The following is a 20,341-nucleotide window of genomic DNA, read 5'->3' as shown; positions in this document are numbered from 1 at the left end:
ATGGTTGTTGCAGAAAGCAAACAGTGGGTACGTAACGGGCGCTTCTCTATATCGGCAATTAGAAGCGAGCTGCCTATATATAGCAATGGCTTGAATATGTTAAAGGTTTTGGTATATATCTCACCTCTTGATGCAAATGGAGATGCACTTAGCGAAAGCGATCTGCCTGATTCGGAGGTGCGGCAGAGCTTAAAGCTCATCGATTACGATGATAGTAAAGAGCTAATTAAGAGTTCTGACGACGACAGTCCTCCAACGGAGGAGGGATGGTACTATGCGGATCGCCCGAATGGATTCGATTCTATACCTAATATGGGCTTTCCTGATTCAGTAAAAGATGAGTTATATTCTCTTGAAGGCGCCGATGCTTCTGTAAGGGTTATTGATTTTTATGTGCATTGTTTGTTTCAGACAACGAGTCGTGCTAAGCGAGTTGCGGTTAAAGTAACGCTGCCTGGAAGTGGCCAGGTTTTTACCACTGCATTCGGCGGGACTCTCAGCTCTCATGTCGATTTTCGTACCATTAAGCCTAGAAATTATGGTAAAGACGATTGCGTAATTGAATACTCTCCCTGGAAAGAGTTAGACACCACTTGCGAAAGTTCTATCAATTCGGATGAGCGCCCCGCTTTCTATGCAAAACAGGCATTTATTAGACTTAAGGAAAATGACAAATCATTCATTAAGTCAAAAATAACCCCTGTGAATAGCGATGACGGTAAGGATCATAAAACCCCTGATGAGATAAAACAGTTGGAAAGGGTATTTTATAATCATGATCTGCAATGGCTTAGAAGGTATTGCTTGGGTAGCAGACTGGTTTTTACTTATTATGTTTGGGATATAAATAAAGAAGAGGGAGATATTTTTGGAGAGGCACCAAATAGGTATAAACTACTTGGGCGAAGTTATAGATATTGCCTTGGAAAAATTAAATTTCCTATATCGCTCTCCCCTCAACGAGTATCCGGAAGCCTCCCGGTGGTGATCGTAAAGCAAACTCTATCCGGATCTTCTGGTCAGGCACAAAACTATCCTATTAATGTAGTGTTGTATGAGCAATACGGTAACGCCTGTCGGGTTAAGCTGAAGATGTTTGAAACGGATTTACCGGAAGCTCAAGTAGCACTAATAGATGTTTAGGTATTTAGCTGCCAGGTAAAATTTTTACCCTCATCATTTTTCGGCCCCATTTTGGGGTCGAAAAATGAGGTAGTTGTACTAAAGCCGAAGAAGCACTATATGATGGAAAACGCACGTATGAGCTAAGCGCTCCATCAACCACTGTTCCCATCAAAGTTTGTATCCACACCCACATCCAGGACTGGCTGTTCGGCGACCAACCGAGCCGTTCGACACAGGCCAGCGGATGACGCTAATTGAACAACAGTCTATCGCGCACCCAATTCAAACCCGGTTGGAAGCATTCACCGCAACAGCTACATCTCAGGTTGAATGCACAAGGGTTGATTGATTTGCAAGGGTGGATGATCGCCATCGCTGAAACACCCATGATAGGTTGGAGAAAAAGGGAGGCACTTACGTCGTGCGAGGCACCATTCGAAGGGCTACGACCAAGCGGCGCTAAACAACGGGTATTAGTTGTTTAGCGCCGATGACTTTTTTCGGTTGAATGGGGGGCGGGTGAAGTTTTTTGGAATTTGCTCTCGTGCATTCACAGCTAGCTTCTGGACAAGGTTGTCATTACATACGGCAGTGTACTCATCAAGCAAAAGTCATTCTGTTTTCTGCTTGATGAGTACGGATGTATGGCTGAGCGTAATGATATATGTCAATTCACTTGAGCGATAACACCATATTCTGAGTGTTACCTTCGCCACGAACGTACTCAAAATTGACCATTTTGTCGTCAGATTGCGGTACACCGTCGACTGCAACAATCTTCTTGTTCAACATAACGCTTTTATCGAATGCGCTACCGATACCGTAAAGAATGATTTTCCCTTTGCAATTTTTTTGAAGGTTGAATAAGCCTTCAGGGTATACTAATTTTTCGTTTTTAAAATCAAAGGGATAACCTCCAGAATAGGTCTGGAATGTTATATTTGCATTATCGGCAATTGAAAATTGTGCAGTAGTCGCGACGTCATAAAATGAGACGAGGTCAGTGACAAATGTCACAGATGCGTCATCGTTAACGGCTATTCCAATGTTCTTGCGTAAGATAATGTTTGTACTTTTTAATTTACCCCATGCTTTTTCACTGAATACCATACCGGTTTCGGCTAACGTTATAGTGCCTGTTGTCGCCTCCACATTCAGAGAGTAATGATCTGGTTGCGACAGAGGTTGTGACGAAGGTTGCGAGGATCTCGAAATATTATATTGACTGAATGTCAGTAGAATATCCTCCGCCCGGATTTTTGCAGTTGAGCAACCCATGACTTGCATTTTTTTAGTACTGGCGTAGTTGAGACATTCGACTTGATAAAGGCTGGTGCCTTTCAGCGTCAGATCGAGATGGATAGCCGCCGCCATACCAATCACCAAAGAGGCAGGACCACCCGCTTTGATAGTATTGAAATTCTTTGCTTCGAATGAAGAATCGCTAATGACAAATATCACCAACGGATGTGGGATCATTTTTGGAATGTATGGCCCAATAGAAAAATCAACGATATCTGTTGGCTGATTGGGCACTGCTCGCATGATAAGCGTGGAGTTGCTAAGATTAATCTCAGAAGGTGGGAGTGTAGCATCGAAGCTCCCTCCCCATTCTGACGATTCGCTAGAAAGTAATGTCAAGGTTCCGGCTGGAGGAGTCATCGAAAACGATTTTGCGGGGTCCTTATTAAAGGAAGGAAGACTGATTTCATTCGTCCCCGGTAGGCTGTAGTTTTGGTTTTCTTGGGGATTCCACGTAAACGATTCAAGCATGATGTACTCCTAGGTTTTTTCACAAGTGAGTATGATATGTTTGCTATGTAATTTTTAATTATTCTGTATACGGCATATTATCGGGAAGGTTCTTCAGTTTAATTTATGAAATTATAAAGCTCTAAGATGAAAGCGTTCATCTTTATAATGGGCTCCACCGGTGCCGATATTCGGTGTTTCAGCATTGGCGCCAATTCCATTTGTTATTGAAATAATTAGCGCTGCTCGGTAAGGGATACTATATATTTTTCCGCTTGCTGGATTTATTATTTTTATTAGTTTTAGAGTTTCGATCTATTCCCCTTCCACGATATCGTTATCGAATCCTCTGCGCACTGGCGAGAGCATTTCATTTCACTATAAAATTCTGGTTAGTACCCTAATTCAAGTTCGCATGCTAGAAGTGCATGGCGAGGCGCCGTGACCGGCCAGAGTCCGCGATGGCGAATACCGGTAGCGCTGGCCGGAGGGCTTATGACGCCAAATCTGACTGGTATATTTGCACTTCCCATGCGGTGTTAAGCGCAGGTATCGTGATGCCCATTGGCAATCTATCAACGATGCTTGCTCGTCTGCTTTGCCTTACCTTCTTGGTAGAACTCGTCACACAGACTACTAATGCAAAGGGTGTCGTTGGCTGAAGCGTACCTATCACCAACCAAGGAGATTGACCGCATGGGATATCATATCGATGGTAAATACCCTGGTCGTTCAAATTATTATCTCAGATATTGAAAATTTGCTTCAGCATCTTTAAGTTTTAGCTCCGTGGCCGTCGGTGCCAAATTGCCCGATAGGGCGGTGATTTAACCGCCTCGACGGAAGGAGATATCCCTCCTCGCATATTGCCAATTGGCACTTTTACCTACCTGATAATTTTTCGTTGTTTCCTCTCGTTGAGCTTCGCTGCCTGATTGCCCAGCTCTATTATTACACTTTTGTTACGCGATGCTCAGCCGCGTCAAAATTTTTGCGGAGATTTGTTGACGCCATTTATTGCCAACGGTATAACAAGATTTGTCCAGCATTTTATACTAAAGTCTAATGCTCTCGTAATAAGAATCATACTCGATTAGAATGATAAGAAGACGGGGCTAACCAGTTACAGAGCGAGGTTCGTTGCCAGGCGGCGCTGTTGATGGTTTTGTTTACGAGATGATAAAAACTGTACAGTTTCTAAAATTTGTACAGTAAAAATTGGTGCAAGGAGAGGTGCACAAACGAGAAGGAATTGTACAGCTAGGTAGAGTTTGTACAGGAGTGGTGATATGTACAGGGCAGGTACAAATAGTATCCCAAGTGGCAGGTAAGCACACAAGGAGGAAGGATTTGGCATATAAATTTTTTTGTCACGAACCCGTTCAGCTTTTTGGTATAGGTATTTAAACATGTGCCTGAGTTTAAGCACCTGAACTAAATTGAGGATGACCTTTGCATATAGCTGAAAAGTTATCAGTTCATGCAATAAGAACTATTCTGCTCCGGTTTTGAGTCAAAAGTTGCCAAATGGCCGAGGAGGGCAAATGTCGCGACTGAATAATGAGAAGTCTTGGGATTTTCACCGGGTCAACGTTCATTTAAGCGAATTGAATAAATTACATAGGCTTGCTCAGGAGGCTGTTGGATTCGACTATTTTTCTTTTACCCACAAGCTTCCATTGCCGGCCTCAGCTCCAATAGTTTACACCTTCAATAATTTTCCGGAGGAGTTCAATCGGGTTTACGACGAAAAACAATGCTGGAGAATTGACCCGGTCTTTAATTATCTAAACAGAGAGGATTTTACGATCTGGAGCCTCAGTTTAGATAAGAAAAATCCTGTGGCTAAGTTACTAGAGGATAACCAGGAAATTAAAGATGGGGTAACTTATCGGTTTCCTCAGTGTAATGGTTCTATCGCTAGTATTTCTTTTGCAGGGCCGCAGTCAGTTACAAAAATGTATGCCCAATCGATATTTTTCAAAGTGTATAATGTGTACAAAGCGGCACTCAATGTTTTGTTGGAGAAGCGACGAGTAACATATAATGTGTGTGGGAGGCTTTTGACAGCCCCGGAGCTACGAATACTCAGATTGTCGGCAGATGGCATGACTGCTGAGCAAATCGCGGTACATATTTTTTTAACTCAAAGCACTGTACAATTTCATATAAAAAATATAGTGTCGAAACTCTGCTGTAAAAACAAAGCTCAGGCGATCGCTAAAGCTGCACTAATGAGTATATTGTAAACTTATATTAGGGGGGATTTTTGCGCCAAATCGCCCCTATATATTGCAAGTCATAAATTTGCTATAACGCCTTAAGCTACTATTTTTTTTGGTAGAAGCAAAAGGATTTTGCATATGAGGCGAAATTATAAATACTATCCGTGCGAATTTATTCGGGCTGAAATTATAGATGGTTTATTTTATTGACAAAAAATAGAAATCTGCAATATAAAAGATGCAACGAGAGCGATTCAGTTAGATGATTAGGTACGATATTTTTATTGCATTATTATTCGTTGAAATAATATAGCTACGATATGCTTATGAAAAATGGTCGTGCTGCTTTGCAATCGGTCTACAGGCGATTTTGAGTTAAGGCTGTTTTTCACTGCAGCTCAGGAAAACTAGTAATTTTCATAGTTGTGCGTTAACTGCCAATGGGGATACACTGATACATAAAAATTGTGAGGGGCGTAAAGGTACGGCCATTTAAATGGCTTAGTGATAGTGACTAATTTGCGAGTGGTCCGTAGGGTTAGTTCGTTCAAATTCGGCTGCCGAAAATTCATGGCCAAGACGCTGTAACCAGTCATAGCCTGCTAGGACGAGAAACAGCCATGCAAGGCCAGGGGTTTGTGGCATCGAAACTGACTAACAGACTCACCATACAGGGCACCAGGTGGCTAGATATTATCTTGGATAATTATGAACAATAATAACGGATTGGCGACAAAAGGAATTAGTCATGGAAGACAACTTTGCTCGGCTAGGCAGATATAATAAATCCTGGGATTTTCACTGCGTTAAGTTGCACCTAACAAAGATCAACGAGATTCAAACTCTCGTGCGAGAAAGGTTAGGGTTCAATTATTTTGGTTTGCTAATGAGGCAACCGTTACCTGTTTCTTCTCCACCCTTGTATGCTTTCTGTAATTATCCGCGTGAGTTGGTAAAACTCTATTGTGAGCGTGAATTCTGGAGAATTGATCCGAGAATCAATTCGATAGGTGATCAGGATTACATGATATGGCATAGAATTTTTCGAAAAAAAACCCATATGTATGAGTTGCTTAGTCACTTCAATGAGATGAAGGATGGGGTTACTTATTGTTTTCCATTGCAGGATGGTTCTGTTGCATACATGTCGTTCGCAGGTGAAACTATGGTAACAGATGCGCAAGTGCAAGCCATGGCGGCAGATGCTTATCTGATTTGCAAAACAGCTATCGACATAGCTGAATTAGGAAAAAAAACAAAATATAAACTTGTCGCCAGTGACTTATCACCTCAGCAGCTTGGCATACTCCGCCTTACAGCCGACGGAATGACAGCACAACAAATCGCACGCGAAATTTTTCTCACCAAAGCTGCAGTTGATTATCATTTAAAGATTATAAGCAAAAAAATGGCGTGTCATAACAAAACACAAATAATTGCAAAAGCCGCACTCATGAGTCTTTTATGATTGATTAGAAATTTAGCTAGCTTGGACTTTTTACTGAATCAAAATTATCTTTCTGTGAGGTGAGGTCAAGATAGTCATTGACAGATAAGTTTTCTAAGAGCGTCATTGCCGATAAAAAGATCATGGTCTAGTAGCCTGGTTGGTTAATATTTTATCTATTTCAAAAAATGCACTGTCTTCGCGGTGCTTTTAGGTAAACGAAATAACTACAAGGGCTACTAGTGTCTGTGCAGCTAGTTTTGTTCGTCAATTTCGGTACCACAAGCTGCTGTTCCTCCCATGTCGGATTGTGATTCGTTCCAGTGCTACGCAGTGAGTTATAGAGCTAAGTCGTTAATCTAGGCGCTTATCAGAGGAAATCGCAAATGGGGCGGCTCCTGAACTATAAGAAAAATCATATTCAGAATCAATAACCGTGGAGACTGAAATATTAGGTAATTTCATACTCATATCAATAGTGCTCTTTCTGAGTTTGCTGTCTCCGCCTATAAAATAGATGTATAGTAAATTATTCTCATCGTCGAGAATGATCGAAGGTGAACTAAATGCTCTGATTATGCTGCTCTCCGAAAGATTATATTTTTCAATGAAATCTCCTTCTTCGGCGTCGCCGGATTCAATTGCGTTAAAAAGGGCGCAATACAAATTGTTATTGTTGGTCCTATATAGAACTATATAGTTGTCCTGCCAGACTACCGCGCTAGGGCTGCCAGCGATCTCCAGGTCGTAGTCTTTTGGATTGCCAATTGTTTGACGAGTACAGTTAATCTGAAAGCTAGCGAGCTTTCCATTGGTATTGACATAGAAAACTCGTGGGCTATTTCCCGGTTGACCAACATATTGCGCAATAGATGGATAGCCAATGATGTCATAAGATTTTAGTTTTTTGTCCAGAGTGCTGAGGCTGGCGAGTTTCGGGGTGTTGTTTTCCCAGCCTAGAGAAGCCACGTTCAAGGTCCCGCGACTTTCTTGGTAAAACACATAAGAAGCTGATGATATATGAAATGGAACAATGGTTTCATGAGACGTAAAGTCTGTTTCGATTACAGTGCCTTCTTTGATTTCAATGAAGATAATTTTATTGAAAAAATTAACAATTCGATCTTCTCTGATAACCAAGTATATTTTTTCCTTGTATCTGATGCCGGTTGGATTGGCATATTTGCACTCTAGCTCAGTTGCTTTGATCTTTTTCGGTGGTGTCCATGCTGTCTGATCTATATTAGACCTAACTAAACTCCCATAATCCCGGTCGGATTTTAATTGGAGAAATATATAATGATAGCTCATTTGTGGGGCCTCTATAGGCTGATTTATAATTTGCTCTCTGTAAAGTCCTGAAATAGCTAAGTGGTGATAAATGACGTGATTGACTGTGATTATAATTTTACATTTAATCGCTGTAACTATTAATTTTTATAAATTTTTATGGATATGCTCACAAATTAGTGGGCGATAGTCGCTTTGGCCGAAGAAATGACACCTTTTCTTGGCCGGCATTTTTAGAGTGGGTGCTCGCCTTTTTCGGGCATTGATGCTGCAAATACGCTATCGAAACGATGACTCAAGCCACAGGAATCGCGGCTAGGTGTCATGGTCTCTCAGTTCAATTCACTAATATATGGCGTTCAGCTTCGGCACCTGCTCTTGCTTGGGGCTCGCACATCAAACGCGCGGTGGAGGTATTTGGAAATTTTTCATGAGTTTCCAGAAATCTATCAGAAATAGTAGCGAGGCTAAGTTCATCGTAGCGCATTATTGCTATATTTTTGTAGAAATAAGTCTGTTCGATATTTTAAGTGCTTGTGTTTCTCAATTATTACGCAATGAATCCTGTCGTAATCTATTAAATGGGAAGGGTAAGTTGTGACTACTAACGATGAGCATCCTCAGGATGCTGTTTGACTATGCTGCACTTAGTATTGATGTTTATCCTATGTTTTCTTATTTTGGCTCAATGGCAAATTGCGGCTAATTTGATATTTCAGGAGCTTCTGGAAGTTTAAAGAGGCTTTATGAGATGCTGGATAAGTTAATAAAAAATAGACTGAATTCAGTAAAAACAGCGCCCCAGCTTTTTTGATGAGTTTTCTGCCGTTAATGACAGCATTAATATTAACTGGGGACAATATTTCTCTGCATATGGCGCGTTAAAGCGTTTTTCTAGTGGAAACCAGCTACAATTTACGTTTCGAAGGATATAGCTACTAGAGTAAAAAGGACAAAGGATGTCATTGATTTCATTTGGTAGATCTTCGGGAGTTTGTTGATGAATATCAAGAAGGCTCGTTGTCGCTAACTGCCAAGCAGATTAGGGACTTAAAGCAAATATATGACAAACTCGCAAAGATCGATTATGAGGAAATAATACCGGCTTTTTACGTGGATGGTGCGGCAATGGCTTGCATAAGATACGAGCCTGTAAAAACCGCAAGTTTGAATTAGGCTGCGCCATAAATAAATCTGCTTTAGCGGAGTCGAAAGTAGACTCGCGGATTTTTCAGGTACTCGAGGGCAGGGGTAGATCGTGTTTGATGGCGTCAGCCGAATCCTGGAGGTTACTGCTCCAGCCGGGTAAGTCGCTCTTCCAGCTCAGCAATTCGTGCTTCCAGCTCTGCGATTCGCTCCGCCGACACACTGACGGAACTCCCGCGTTCAGAGCCCTGCTGGCGAGCGGCGATGATCGTTTCGATATCAACCGGGTCGCCCAGGGCGTGGGTGTAGCGATCTTCGCGCTGTCCGGCCTGGCGTGCAATCAACAGTGCCAGGCCGCGAGCGATCAGGCGCTCCAGCTGGTGCGCCACCTGCTCGGCGTCCTCGAATTCGTGCATTCGGCCGCTGCGGGTCAACAGTTCATTGACTGTCTGCGGTCCACGCAGGAACAACAGACCGAGCAATACCACCTGCGCTGGCACTAGCTCCAGCGCCTTGTCGATCCGATGCTCCCAGCGGTCGGCTCGGCTGCCCATCACCAGCCGAGTGAACCCCTGACCTTCAAGGGTGCGAAGGCCTTGTCCGACTTGGCCCTGACTGAGGTAGGTCACCGGTTCGCGGCTGGTTTTCTGGTTGCAGGCGAGGACCAGCGCATTGAGCGTCAGCGGATAGGTTTCCGGGTTGGTGGCCTGCTTTTCAATCAAGGAGCCGAGGATGCGGATTTCCGTGCTGGTCAGTCGTGATTGGTCGACGCAAGTCTCTTGCTCGGTGCTCATTGTGCTGTCCCCTCTGCGTTGAAAGGCCACTAGCCTAGGACTTCCCGGTGTAAAAAGACAAGCCGCCATGCCGCCGAGCCTGTCTATAATCGCGTGGTTTCATTCCTGCCATCTTCGCTGTGAGATTCTCATGACCATTTCCTTGTACGCCGCCTCCGTCCCAGTCTTCAAACAGATGCTCAGTGCCCTGAGCGATGTTCTGAACAAGGCGCAGGCCCACGCAACGAGCAAGAACATTGACCCAAGCGTATTTGTGCAAGCTCGTCTGGCTCCTGACATGTTCCCACTGGCGCGCCAAGTGCAGATCGCGGTCGATTTTGCCAAGGGCGTGTCTTCGCGTCTGGCGCAGATCGAGGTACCGTCCTACCCGGATACCGAAACCAGCTTCGCTGAACTGCAAGCGCTGATCAGCAAGGTATTGGCTCATCTGGACAGCATTAGTGCCGAGCAGATCGATGGCAACGAGGGCATTGAGATCGTAACCCGTCCGGGCACCCCGAAAGAGAAGCGCTTCAGCGGCCAGTCGTACCTGCTGAGCTATGCTCTGCCACACTTCTTCTTCCACGTGACCACGACCTACGCAATCCTGCGTCACAACGGCGTGGAAATCGGCAAGCGCGATTTTATCGGCGCTTAATGTAATCGCCCTGGGGCGCTTGGTACTGAAGTGCCTCGGGGTAATGCCGTGTGCTCGAAGATAGCGAGCTTATGAAGAATATAGCCCCGGTGGCGCGGAGCTTGTCCACGAAGGGCCCACGATTTCCCCGGGCGCGTGTCATGGCTTCCCTTCACAATATCCTTCAGCGACAGACCATGATTCGCGTTTTGTCATAAATGCTCTGTTACAATCGCTCCATCCTCACTTTTCCTCTTTTCAGCGAGCCTTCGGGCAGTCGCTGACGTTCTGGTTTGCGGAGTTATCCATGCTGTTACCCATTCTCCTGTTGTCGGCCGCCGGTTTTACCGTGCTGACCACCGAATTCGTCATTGTCGGGATCTTGCCCTCGATTGCTCGCGACTTGGAGATCAGCATTCCCCAGGCCGGTTTGTTGGTGACTCTGTTTGCCTTCACCGTGGCGACCTTTGGTCCGTTCCTGACCGCCTACTTTTCCCGCTTCGAACGGCGGCGCCTGTTCATTGCCATCCTGGTGATGTTCGGGTTGGCTAATACCGTGGCGGCGCTGGCTCCGAACATCTGGGTCATGGCGAGTGCCCGTTTGCTGCCGGCACTGGGATTGCCGGTGTTCTGGGCCCTTGCCAGTGAAACAGCAGTGGATATTGTCGGGCCGGATTATGCGGGCCGGGCGATTGAGCAGATCGGCCTGGGCATCGTTTGTGCCACGGTATTCGGTATCCCAGTGGGCACGTTGATCTCTGATGCGTGGGGCTGGCGCGTGGCTTTTTCGATCCTGGCGGTGGTGGCCTTGATCAAGGCCTTGTTGCTGTGGCGATACTTGCCCGCGACCCGTTTGCACCTGGAACAGGTGTCGCTACGCGCGCAGTTTGGGATACTGCGTCAGCCCTTGATGATCGGTCATGTGATGCTGTCGGTCCTGGTCTTCAGCGGCATGTTCACGGTCTACACCTACCTGGCGGATATTCTCGAGCGCCTGGCCGGTTTCAACGGCACCATCGTCGGTTGGTGTCTGATGGCATTCGGCGCGGTCGGGCTGATCGGCAACTCCTTGGGCGGGCGCCTGGTCGACCGCCATCCGTTGATTGCCTCGCTGGTGTTCTGCGCCTTTATGATCGGTGCGATGGTAGCGCTGGTGCCCAATATTCATTCCACGTTGGGCCTGACGGTGGCGCTAGGTGTTTGGGGGGTGACCCAGTCGGCGTTGTTCGTGGTTAGTCATGTCCGGCTGATGAAGGTTGCGCCGCGCGCGCCGGCCTTTGCCGCATCACTGAATATCGCCGGCGCCAACCTGGGAATCGGTCTGGGAGCCATAGTGGGTGGACGGGTGATCGACAGTGTGGGCTTGGGCAGCCTCGGTTTTGCTGCCGCCGGCTTTATCCTGTTGGCGATGGTGCTAAGCCTGATTCTGATCGGCGTCAAGTCGCGCATGGTGACTGCCTAGCGGCCTGTGTGGTGAGTTCTGTTAGGCAATTTCGGCAGTCACCACCCAACCCTGGCCTGCGTTGCCGTTGCCCGCCATAGCCCGGCTATGACTCGTCCCAGCGTCTCGGCCATGGACTGCCTAACCGTACAGGCCACTGAACAGCTCGCGCCGGGCGCCTTCGGTGATCGCCAGGATGCTCGGATGCTTGACCTTGCGCTCCACCGAGATCGCATAGAAGGATTCGCTCACTGCATCGGTTTGGCCCATCAGCTTGACGCCATACTGCTTGCACACTTCATCGGCGATGACACTCGGAGCGATAAAGAAGCCACTGCCGGATTGTCCGAAAGCCTGCATCAAGGCACTGTCGTCGAACTCTCCAACAATTTTCGGTTGGATCTTCTGTTCGGCAAGCCAACGCAATAACCGGCTGCGCACGACGGTTTCCTGACCGGGAATCAGTAGCGGCGCACCCTGCAGGCAGTTCGGGAAGGTGTCGCCGTAGCGTTGCGCCAGCGCCCTGGTAGCGAAAAAGCTGATCCCGCACTCACCCAGCTTCTGGCTGTAACCTTTGATATCCAAGTGGGTCGGCATCGGGCTATCGGAAATCACCAGGTCCAGGCGCTGGATGGCCAGGTCCGCCAGCAGGCGTTCGAGCTTATCTTCGCGGCAGGTAATTCGGATCGGTTCGTCCAGTTCCATAGTCGGGGCAATCAGTCGATAGACGATGGACTTGGGCACCACATCCGCCACTCCGACCCGAAAGAGCACCTGCTGTTCTTTGGGTTCTGCCCGCAGCATGGCCTCCAGCTCGTTGCCCAACTGAAACATCTGCTCGGCATAGGGTAGGGTCTGGCGGCCGGCCTCGGTCAGTTCGAGTTGGCGTCCGGCCTTGCGCAACAGCTCTACACCGAAGGTCTGTTCCAACAGGCTGATCTGGCCGCTGATGGTTTGTGGGGTCAGGTTCAGTTGTTCGCAGGCGCGCACGATGCTGCCGGTCTTGGCCACCACCCAAAAATAGTGCAGTTGTCGATAATTGAGCATTGCGATCATCACTTCGTAAAAACCGAAGTATAGCGCTTGAAAATACGAATTTTTCTGAAGTATTGCGCTCTCTACAATACAGCGCTATCGGCGAGCCAACTGAGAGGCGCGCCTGGGAACAATTAGTAGGAGCCCTGGATGAAACACCCTTCGATCATGACTACTTCGCTGCTGATGGCTACCTTGCTGCTGCTCGGTGGTTGCGACCAGGCGGAGAAAAGCGCCCAGCAACTGCTGGGCAAAGCGGCTGAAACGGCCAAGCAAGCCCTCGACGACACGCACAAGGCTGCCGACCAGGCTCTCAGTGAGGTGATCAAGGGATTGCCGCTCAACCCGTCGAAACCTGCGGAAGAGACTGAAAAGTCGTCCCAGGAAATCTAAGTCGCTTACCCGGAGCCAGGACTGAATCATGGAATACCTGTTGGAACTCGCTGTCAGCCCCACCGCCTGGATTGCCCTGGCGACGTTGATCGTCATGGAAGTCGTGCTGGGCATCGATAACCTGATCTTCATTTCGATCCTGACCAATAAGCTGCCCGCGCAGTTTCGCACCCAGGCGCGGCGAGTCGGTATCGGCATGGCACTGATCCTGCGCCTGGCCCTGCTTGGTACTATCGCCTATATCGTCAAGCTCACGGCACCGGTGATCGACGTGTTCGGCCAGGGGTTTTCGTGGAAGGACATGATCTTGATCGCCGGCGGCCTGTTCCTCGTCTGGAAAGCCACCACGGAGATTCATCACAGCATGGACCCACGAGCCAAGGAATCCGAGGACAAGAGCTCGCGGGTTGCCTTGGGTTTCGCCGCGGCTATCGGCCAGATCCTGATGCTCGACCTGGTCTTCTCGATCGACAGCATCATTACTGCGGTAGGCATGACCGAACACCTGCCGATCATGGTGATCGCGGTGGTGGTGGCGGTGGCCGTGATGTTGCTGGCTTCCGAGCCGCTGGCGAAGTTCATCAACGACAACCCGACTGTCGTGATGCTGGCCCTGGGTTTCCTGATCATGATCGGCATGACGCTGATTGCCGAAGGTTTTGGTGCCCATGTGCCCAAGGGTTATGTGTACGCCGCCATGACCTTTTCGGCGGTGATCGAGGGCCTGAACATGCTGGCTCGTCGTGCCCGGCAAAATCGCGAGGCGGTGGAGGCCTGATTCGCCTCCATAATCATCAAGGCCGTCTGGTTTCAGGCGGCTTTTGTGGGAAATCTCATTAGTGGGCGCTGACGGTGCGTCCCTGTGATGGGGCGGCTTCTTTCGGTTGCGAGGGCGCGGCCTGCGGGGGATGGCGCCGCGAGATTCTCAGGATTGCCCACAGCATGGCTGCCGCGACCGCCAGCCAACCCAGGATCAACAGTGTAACTGTCACGATAAGGCTCATCAGTGCCTCCTTCGCCCCGAAGGGCCGCTCACTTCGTTTCGCTTGAGGATTAGTCTAGCCGCTGGCATGTTTCAGGCTATTGACCAAAGGTCGTGTTCGCCCAGTCATTTCGTTCTATGGCATTAGATAAACTGTGATGAAAAGCTATACCTGCGCGTAAGCGGGACCTATGATCAAGACCCGAGCCGGGGCTGACCTTGCCTGGCACCTGATCAAGAGAGTGAAGATGTTTGAGGGATTGACCCATTTGCGCCCCATGCCATCCCGTCGATTGTTGATGGTGGGAGCTTTGTTGTTAGCCCTGGGCGGCTGTGCCGGCAGCGTCCAGCCGCCAATCCAGAATTTGCCGGAGCGTGTGGAGCTTAACGGGGTGCCGTTCTTCCGTGGCGAGGCTTATCAGGGCGGTCCGGGGGCGCTGGCCAGCATGCTTTCGCAGCAGGGCGTGAGCGTGACGCCGGGGCTTCTGGACAAGCCATTGAGGTTGCCGGGGGGCGAGGCGGATCTGCAGCGCAATATGCAGGTGCTGGCGCGCGAGTATGCAATGGTGGTCTATCCGCTGGACTCCGAGTTGCCGGCGTTGTTGACTCAGGTCGCGGCCGGCTATCCGGTGATGGTGCGATTCAATGAGGGGCGTTTCTGGTCCGAGCCGCGTTATGCCGTATTGGCTGGCTACAACCGGACCAAGCAGACGGTATTGTTGCGGGCGGGGATGAACCGTCGGATGCTGATGGATTTCGCCACCTTCACTTCGGCCTGGAAGAGTGCCGGTGGCTGGGCGGTGCTGATCCAGTCGCCGGCACAATTGCCGGCTCAAGTCGATCAACGGCGCTGGTTGCAAGCCGCCGATGAATTGGCCCGGGCAGGACAGGAGCAGGCGGCCGCCAAGGCGACCAAGGCCCTTGCCGGGCATTGATCGCTTGCCATGAGCGTTCCCACGTTTTCGCCTGGGAACGGTCGTTGGGCGCAGCGCCTTCAGACTCTTAAACCCCGAGTTTGTCCCGCATCGTGTAGTACCACGCCCCCAGTGCAGTAAACGGCGTGCGCAACAGCCGGCCACCGGGGAACGGATAATGCGGCAAGTCGGCAAAGGCATCGAAACGCTCGGCCTGTCCGCGCAGGGCTTCGGCCAGCACCTTGCCCGCCAGATGCGTATAGGTCACGCCATGGCCGCTGCAGCCCTGGGAGTAGTAGATGTTGTCACCCAGGCGACCCACCTGAGGCAGGCGCGACAAGGTCAGCAGGAAATTGCCGGTCCAGGCATAGTCGATCTTCACATGCTTGAGTTGCGGGAAGGCCTTGAGCATTTTCGGCCGGATGATCGCCTCGATATTCGCCGGATCCCGTGCGCCATAAACTACTCCTCCCCCGAAGATCAGGCGCTTGTCGCCGGAAAGACGGTAGTAGTCCAGCAGGTAGTTGCAATCCTCCACGCAGTAATCCTGCGGCAGCAACGACTTCGCCAGTTCTTCGTTCAGTGGCTCGGTGGCGATCACCTGGGTGCCGCACGGCATCGACTTAGCGGCCAGCTCCGGTACCAGGTTGCCCAGATAGGCGTTGCCCGCGACGATGATGAACCTGGCCCTGACCTTGCCTTGCGGCGTATGCACTTGCGGGTGGGCACCGCGCTCGATACGTACTGCCGGCGATTGCTCGTAGATCGTGCCGCCGAGGGATTCGACCGCCGCCGCCTCGCCCAGCGCCAGGTTGAGTGGATGGATATGGCCGCCGCTCATGTCGAGCATGCCCCCCAGATAGTGACCGCAATCGACCACTTCGCGGATACGGCGCCGATCCAGCAATTCCAACTGGGTATGTCCATAACGCTCCCAGAGTTTCTTCTGGGATTGGAGGTGGTCCATCTGTTTTGGGGTAATGGCCGCGAAGACGCCGCCGTCCTTCAGGTCGCACTGGATGTTGTACTTGGCGATTCGTTGCCGAATGATCCGGCCACCTTCAAAGGCCATTTGCCCGAGTAGTTGCGCCTGTTTGGCACCGACGCTACGTTCGATCACATCGATGTCGCGGCTGTAGCTGTTGACGATTTGCCCACCGTTACGGCCCGAGGCGCCAAAGCCGACCTTGGCGGCTTCCAGTACCGTGACCCGAAAACCGTTTTCCAGCAGGAATAGAGCACTGGAGAGGCCGGTATAGCCGGCGCCGATCACGCATACGTCGGTCTCGATATCGTCCTGGAGGGCCGGGCGCCCGGTAGCCGGATTGGCCGATGCGGCGTAATAGGACTGGGGGTAGGGGGTGTTCGCCATCCTGCAACCTCTGTTTTATATTTTTTACGAGTGGCCCGATCCTACCTCAGATGCAATACCCCCGCCAGCCACTCGAAACATCGGCGCTGTCGAAGGCAAAAATAAAAATTCGCTTATTCATAGACTTAGCGGCAAAAAGAGATTGACACACTTGCGCAAATCCGTAGAATGCCGCCTCACAGCAGGCACGTAGCTCAGTTGGTTAGAGCACCACCTTGACATGGTGGGGGTCGTTGGTTCGAGTCCAATCGCGCCTACCAAACAAAATCCGCTCTGCTGGGCGGTGTGAGGGGGAATCCGAAAGGGTTCCCCTTTTTCTTTGCCTAAGAAAACGTTCACAAATTATAGGCTTCGTTCACACAAGGCAATGTGAACGTAGATTCCTAGCTACCCCCCGTTCACACTCAGAATTGTGAATGACTCTACCTAACCTATTGATACGTAAGGGCTGATCCCTTTCTTGTCTAGGTGGTGGTACGTTCGCAAGCTCACTCCCTTGCCCGTTGTTCGTACCTCACAAGGGCATGCTGTCTAACCAACTGAGCTACGTGCCTGCTGTGAGGCGGCAGACGCCTATCGGCCACGCTCTAAACCCCAACGCTCTATGTGGAATCATGAACGCCATGGGTGACGCTTTAGGAATTCTGTGAGCGTTCTCTTGGCAGGGGTGGGCAGGGGGGTTAGGGGGAGGGTGCCTATGTATGCAATGTCGCTAATGGATTTCTAGCTAAAATTCCTTGGCTCCCCTACCATCATGAGAAAATTTTAGGGAAGTTGGTAGATGAGCGATGAGGCGTCTGCGTTCCAGACCTTAGTAAACTTGGCATCCACTATGTACGCTGAGCACAAAACAATCCTAGCGTTCATTGGTGGTGCAATTACATTCGGCGTCCCTCATGGGTATAAGCTATATAAGTTTTTTGCGGATAGAAAAGATCTTAAAGACAAAATATATGAGGAGTTGATCGATGAGGCGCATAAGAACAGAGCGTTGGTGCAGAACGCTGCTAATATACTCGCGGAAATGATATTGAAAGCGAAGAGTGGGCTTTATTGGGGTGATGGTGGGGGGGCGGTATTTCTCTATCTAGATAAAGTTGAGCGAGGTGTGGTACGTCCTGCCGTCGATGCTGCAGAGGAGTTTTACACTGCTGTATGCGACTCGAATTCGCTCTCTTTAAGAAAGCTTAGGGGTTACAGGGTGCGTGCTAAGAAGATTAAACATGCTAATGAGCTCGCGTTGTCTGGTATGCAAGCGCGATTGCGAGAGTATGGGGTGCTGGGAAAATTCGTTGGAAAGGTTGAGTAGTGGACTTTTTATGGGTACTGTCAGAGCTGGCAAACGGGTCTAGCACACGCTGAACAGAGTGAGGCGCTTCAATGTCAGTAGCGTCATAGCGAACCTTCGATGGTGTAGTGATGGTGCGAACGCTCAGAAGACCGAGCCGGTGGTTCGTAAACAGGCCGAGGTGCCACCCTCAGAGGTGGAGCGCTTACCCCTTCTGGCGTGGTTAGGAGGGCAGGTTTCTGGTAGCTGAACTATCAGGCACAGCAGGCGCTAGCCCCTGTGAAGAACGGCCAGTGTGGTGACGCATTGAGCCCCCCAAAGGGGCACTAGGTGAGCACCTAGCAGAGCGGACGCGACAAAGGATTGCTATGCCCATTAAGAGGATGATTGCGTGGAAACGCTCAAGGTCATACTGATTAGATTGGTTTGGAATCTCGGAGCGTTAGCGATAATTGTCGGTGTCATTGGCTTCCTCTTTTATTTTGTTTATCAAAAATAAAACTGATCGCTCTACCTAAAAGCCATTACATCCCCTCTGTCTTAATAAATAATTATTCTATTTTCTGCTTACAAGGCTCATTCGAATCACATCCGCTTCCATCTCTTCAGCTAGACGCTTCTCGATAGCCACCTGACGCTCTACATCTGATTTCCTTGGGCGTCCTACTGGTCTTACGCTACCAGTTACCTTAAGCATCTCCTTCACTGCTGCTATGTTTCCGTTGACTAGCTCCTGTTTCAATATCTCAATGGACTTATCATGCCAGTAGATACGGTGTTCCTCCTTCCATCCTTGTTCTTCTGCATAAGTATCTAGAGTGAGCATGGTTATGCCTAAGCGTTTAGCTAGGTCACAGTGTGAATTGGTTTCGATGTATTCAGTCTTGTTTTTGTCTGTCAGGATCATTGTCGTCTCTGTCTTGTATGTTGGATTGTTGTTAGCAAGGTAAGTGAATAGCAGATAATGTTTAGGGTAATGGCTAAAAAGCTATAGTTCTGCATTATTTGTAAAATTAATAGCTGAGTATACTGAAGGCATAGCAGGAGGGTTAGGAGGTAGGTCACGGTCTAATAGCAGGTGCTTCCTCGATATCCTTAAGTCTGCAACGGGAAATATAACCTACGGCTTGTAGGGAAATACGATTGGTAAGAGATAGATCGTACAGTGCTTGATTGTCATTGCGCTTAGCAATAATCTCCTTAGCTAAGCCCCTACGAAGAATTATATTTTTGAAGGTGAATGAAGTGATGTTGGGTATTCTAATGGTGTCTGTATCTAACATGTGTTTATCCATTGGTAGGTATGTCTTAACGTCACTGCGTGACAGAAGTAAGATCAAGAGCCCGCCACGTAGTGGCATACGCAAATAAGAAAGATCAAGAGCGGATTACTAGTAGGTGCTCTGCTTTCGATTCTCTCTTTAATGCGTGCTCTTTGTCGGCTGTGCCGACGTTGCTTTTGATCTTGGTTGTTAAGTATAAAGTGTGTAAAATCTCTTAGAGTATTTTTAAGGAGAATTACACAGTCTGCTTTAGCCACAAGCTTACAGTTCTATTGCTAACTCCCATTAGGCTAGCAATCTTCCTTGCTGACAAACCACCTGATGACAACTCTTTGGCGATTATAATGTTATCTTCTAGCTTGCTTCTTGAGTTTGTTTGTGGTGCTGGTCGAGTAAGGTCTTTTAGGATTAGATGATTACCCCTAAGATCAAACGCTAGGTGACGTGCTGATTCCTCAGTAGGTACAAAGTGAACTGTAGGCCTGTCGTTGTTGAATGTCCTGATGCTACTACGCGTAGCAGCTTGAAATATCAACTCTCTGTAGCGCTCATTGCGTAAGGCCTGTTTACCTATGACTGAGGAGATAGCCATCTTCGCCAGCATCTCAGTGTTGTTCTGGTCATCGATAGGGTTAGGGTTACCATGAATCAACGACAGTGTGTGGTGTACGTCTGAATAGCCATTCAAACCCCTTGCATCAAAGGGAATGCGTATTACGTTAGGGTGGTCGTCAAATGGGTACTTGCACCACTCATGAACCTGTACAAGGATAGGTTCGCCTTGCACGAATTCTATAGCGTCACGTAACAGCGTATGCCCGTAGACCCTATCGTTCCAGTCTTCAGCTACAGCACCATCCGGGAGCGTAAGGAGCATGGTCTTGCTAACCTTGCTGCCCCCAATCAATGGGTAGATGTAACTTTCATATTTATAGCGTCTGTATTCTGGTGTGAATTTAGACGGTGCAATGGTGTAACCCTTGGTCAGGGCATGTTGATAGGCAAGGGTGCCTGTGACGTTTGCTCCCAGGATGTGTGTCTCAGAGGCGTACTCATAGATCCCGCTTAAGTCAAAGTAATCAATCACCCTGACTTGCCACTTCCATTTGCTTTCTTTCTTGCTTAGATACTCCTTGATAAACACATCAGCCTTGCCCCTAAGGAGTGCCCCTAGGCAAGTCGTGATGGTTGACATTCCCTTGTCATCTAATACATCTGTAAGGGGCCGGGGAACACAC

Annotated in this window: 17 protein-coding genes and 1 tRNA gene; 10 read left to right on the top strand and 8 right to left on the bottom strand. The window is 49.0% G+C overall.

The features are described 5' to 3' along the window. Positions 1-1,143: a hypothetical protein gene (locus tag AWM79_RS25150; RefSeq protein WP_156430140.1), complete on the top strand. Its 1,143-nt coding sequence runs from the start codon at positions 1-3 to the stop codon at positions 1,141-1,143. A 654-nt stretch (positions 1,144-1,797) separates the two neighbouring features. On the opposite strand, the gene AWM79_RS21770 is transcribed toward AWM79_RS25150, so the two are convergent. Further along, complete coding sequence (locus AWM79_RS21770) at positions 1,798-2,898, bottom strand: hypothetical protein (RefSeq protein ID WP_060783760.1); 1,101 nt, start codon at positions 2,896-2,898, stop codon at positions 1,798-1,800. Between the two features lie 1,523 nt (positions 2,899-4,421). Here AWM79_RS21770 and AWM79_RS21765 point away from each other — a divergent pair. Then, positions 4,422-5,126, top strand: coding sequence for a LuxR family transcriptional regulator (locus AWM79_RS21765; protein WP_060783759.1), 705 nt, complete (start codon positions 4,422-4,424; stop codon positions 5,124-5,126). Positions 5,127-5,850: 724 nt separating this feature from the next. Beyond that, on the top strand, positions 5,851-6,570 hold the full coding sequence (locus AWM79_RS21760; protein ID WP_060783758.1) for a helix-turn-helix transcriptional regulator: 720 nt from the start codon (positions 5,851-5,853) through the stop codon (positions 6,568-6,570). A gap of 333 nt (positions 6,571-6,903) precedes the next feature. Here the strand turns inward: AWM79_RS21760 and AWM79_RS21755 are convergent, their stop codons facing one another. Both AWM79_RS21755 and AWM79_RS21745 read right to left on the bottom strand, forming a co-directional pair. Next, positions 6,904-7,860, bottom strand: coding sequence for a hypothetical protein (locus tag AWM79_RS21755; RefSeq protein WP_060783757.1), 957 nt, complete (start codon positions 7,858-7,860; stop codon positions 6,904-6,906). 1,268 nt (positions 7,861-9,128) lie between these two features. Beyond that, positions 9,129-9,779: a YceH family protein gene (locus AWM79_RS21745; protein WP_060783755.1), complete on the bottom strand. Its 651-nt coding sequence runs from the start codon at positions 9,777-9,779 to the stop codon at positions 9,129-9,131. A 130-nt stretch (positions 9,780-9,909) separates the two neighbouring features. On the opposite strand from AWM79_RS21745, the gene AWM79_RS21740 reads away from it, so the two are divergent. Together AWM79_RS21740 and AWM79_RS21735 are read left to right on the top strand one after the other, a co-directional pair. Further along, positions 9,910-10,416 (top strand): DUF1993 domain-containing protein, encoded by a 507-nt coding sequence (locus tag AWM79_RS21740; RefSeq protein ID WP_017134035.1) that lies wholly within the window; start codon positions 9,910-9,912, stop codon positions 10,414-10,416. A gap of 286 nt (positions 10,417-10,702) precedes the next feature. Beyond that, complete coding sequence (locus AWM79_RS21735) at positions 10,703-11,857, top strand: MFS transporter (RefSeq protein WP_017134034.1); 1,155 nt, start codon at positions 10,703-10,705, stop codon at positions 11,855-11,857. Positions 11,858-11,977: 120 nt separating this feature from the next. On the opposite strand, the gene nhaR is transcribed toward AWM79_RS21735, so the two are convergent. After that, positions 11,978-12,883: a transcriptional activator NhaR gene (gene nhaR / locus AWM79_RS21730; protein WP_017134033.1), complete on the bottom strand. Its 906-nt coding sequence runs from the start codon at positions 12,881-12,883 to the stop codon at positions 11,978-11,980. Positions 12,884-13,021: 138 nt separating this feature from the next. Here nhaR and AWM79_RS21725 point away from each other — a divergent pair, with 138 nt between their 5' ends. Together AWM79_RS21725 and AWM79_RS21720 are read left to right on the top strand one after the other, a co-directional pair. After that, positions 13,022-13,264: a hypothetical protein gene (locus AWM79_RS21725; RefSeq protein ID WP_017134032.1), complete on the top strand. Its 243-nt coding sequence runs from the start codon at positions 13,022-13,024 to the stop codon at positions 13,262-13,264. 28 nt (positions 13,265-13,292) lie between these two features. Further along, the gene (locus AWM79_RS21720; RefSeq protein WP_017134031.1) at positions 13,293-14,042 is read left to right on the top strand and encodes a TerC family protein; all 750 of its coding nucleotides are present in this window, start codon (positions 13,293-13,295) and stop codon (positions 14,040-14,042) included. 58 nt (positions 14,043-14,100) lie between these two features. Here AWM79_RS21720 and AWM79_RS25340 read toward each other — a convergent pair whose 3' ends face one another. After that, positions 14,101-14,268 carry a hypothetical protein gene (locus tag AWM79_RS25340; RefSeq protein ID WP_017134030.1) on the bottom strand — a complete coding sequence of 56 codons (168 nt, stop codon included), beginning with the start codon at positions 14,266-14,268 and terminating at the stop codon, positions 14,101-14,103. A 169-nt stretch (positions 14,269-14,437) separates the two neighbouring features. Between AWM79_RS25340 and AWM79_RS21715 the strand changes: the two genes are divergently transcribed. Next, the gene (locus AWM79_RS21715; RefSeq protein ID WP_017134029.1) at positions 14,438-15,181 is read left to right on the top strand and encodes a peptidase C39 family protein; all 744 of its coding nucleotides are present in this window, start codon (positions 14,438-14,440) and stop codon (positions 15,179-15,181) included. 67 nt (positions 15,182-15,248) lie between these two features. On the opposite strand, the gene AWM79_RS21710 is transcribed toward AWM79_RS21715, so the two are convergent. Next, entirely contained in the window at positions 15,249-16,532 is a 1,284-nt protein-coding gene (locus tag AWM79_RS21710) for an NAD(P)/FAD-dependent oxidoreductase (protein WP_060783754.1), read from the bottom strand. 183 nt (positions 16,533-16,715) lie between these two features. Between AWM79_RS21710 and AWM79_RS21705 the strand changes: the two genes are divergently transcribed. Together AWM79_RS21705 and AWM79_RS21700 are read left to right on the top strand one after the other, a co-directional pair. Next, positions 16,716-16,792, top strand: a tRNA-Val gene (locus AWM79_RS21705). 521 nt (positions 16,793-17,313) lie between these two features. After that, positions 17,314-17,841: a hypothetical protein gene (locus AWM79_RS21700; protein ID WP_060783753.1), complete on the top strand. Its 528-nt coding sequence runs from the start codon at positions 17,314-17,316 to the stop codon at positions 17,839-17,841. 535 nt (positions 17,842-18,376) lie between these two features. Here AWM79_RS21700 and AWM79_RS21695 read toward each other — a convergent pair. Together AWM79_RS21695 and AWM79_RS21690 are read right to left on the bottom strand one after the other, a co-directional pair. Next, a complete protein-coding gene (locus AWM79_RS21695) occupies positions 18,377-18,727 on the bottom strand; it encodes a hypothetical protein (RefSeq protein WP_060783752.1) in 351 nt (116 codons plus the stop codon). A 611-nt stretch (positions 18,728-19,338) separates the two neighbouring features. Continuing rightward, a partial coding sequence (locus AWM79_RS21690) for an RNA helicase (protein WP_082712657.1) occupies positions 19,339-20,341 on the bottom strand: 1,003 nt, incomplete at its 5' end.

The sequence above is a fragment of the Pseudomonas agarici genome, assembly GCF_001543125.1.
Taxonomy (GTDB): Bacteria; Pseudomonadota; Gammaproteobacteria; order Pseudomonadales; family Pseudomonadaceae; genus Aquipseudomonas; species Aquipseudomonas agarici.
This window is presented reverse-complemented; position numbering and strand designations above follow the sequence as displayed.

Bases quoted from the DNA above. Each gene is read 5' to 3' on its own strand.
- AWM79_RS21755 (WP_060783757.1), bottom strand. From the start codon at position 7,860: ATGAGCTATCATTATATATTTCTCCAATTAAAATCCGACCGGGATTAT.
- AWM79_RS25150 (WP_156430140.1), top strand. From the start codon at position 1: ATGGTTGTTGCAGAAAGCAAACAGTGGGTACGTAACGGGCGCTTCTCT.
- AWM79_RS21720 (WP_017134031.1), top strand. From the start codon at position 13,293: ATGGAATACCTGTTGGAACTCGCTGTCAGCCCCACCGCCTGGATTGCC.
- AWM79_RS21765 (WP_060783759.1), top strand. From the start codon at position 4,422: ATGTCGCGACTGAATAATGAGAAGTCTTGGGATTTTCACCGGGTCAAC.
- AWM79_RS21710 (WP_060783754.1), bottom strand. From the start codon at position 16,532: ATGGCGAACACCCCCTACCCCCAGTCCTATTACGCCGCATCGGCCAAT.
- AWM79_RS21725 (WP_017134032.1), top strand. From the start codon at position 13,022: ATGAAACACCCTTCGATCATGACTACTTCGCTGCTGATGGCTACCTTG.
- AWM79_RS21760 (WP_060783758.1), top strand. From the start codon at position 5,851: ATGGAAGACAACTTTGCTCGGCTAGGCAGATATAATAAATCCTGGGAT.
- AWM79_RS21740 (WP_017134035.1), top strand. From the start codon at position 9,910: ATGACCATTTCCTTGTACGCCGCCTCCGTCCCAGTCTTCAAACAGATG.
- AWM79_RS21735 (WP_017134034.1), top strand. From the start codon at position 10,703: ATGCTGTTACCCATTCTCCTGTTGTCGGCCGCCGGTTTTACCGTGCTG.
- AWM79_RS21745 (WP_060783755.1), bottom strand. From the start codon at position 9,779: ATGAGCACCGAGCAAGAGACTTGCGTCGACCAATCACGACTGACCAGC.
- nhaR (WP_017134033.1), bottom strand. From the start codon at position 12,883: ATGCTCAATTATCGACAACTGCACTATTTTTGGGTGGTGGCCAAGACC.
- AWM79_RS21700 (WP_060783753.1), top strand. From the start codon at position 17,314: ATGAGCGATGAGGCGTCTGCGTTCCAGACCTTAGTAAACTTGGCATCC.
- AWM79_RS21770 (WP_060783760.1), bottom strand. From the start codon at position 2,898: ATGCTTGAATCGTTTACGTGGAATCCCCAAGAAAACCAAAACTACAGC.
- AWM79_RS25340 (WP_017134030.1), bottom strand. From the start codon at position 14,268: ATGAGCCTTATCGTGACAGTTACACTGTTGATCCTGGGTTGGCTGGCG.
- AWM79_RS21695 (WP_060783752.1), bottom strand. From the start codon at position 18,727: ATGATCCTGACAGACAAAAACAAGACTGAATACATCGAAACCAATTCA.
- AWM79_RS21715 (WP_017134029.1), top strand. From the start codon at position 14,438: ATGATCAAGACCCGAGCCGGGGCTGACCTTGCCTGGCACCTGATCAAG.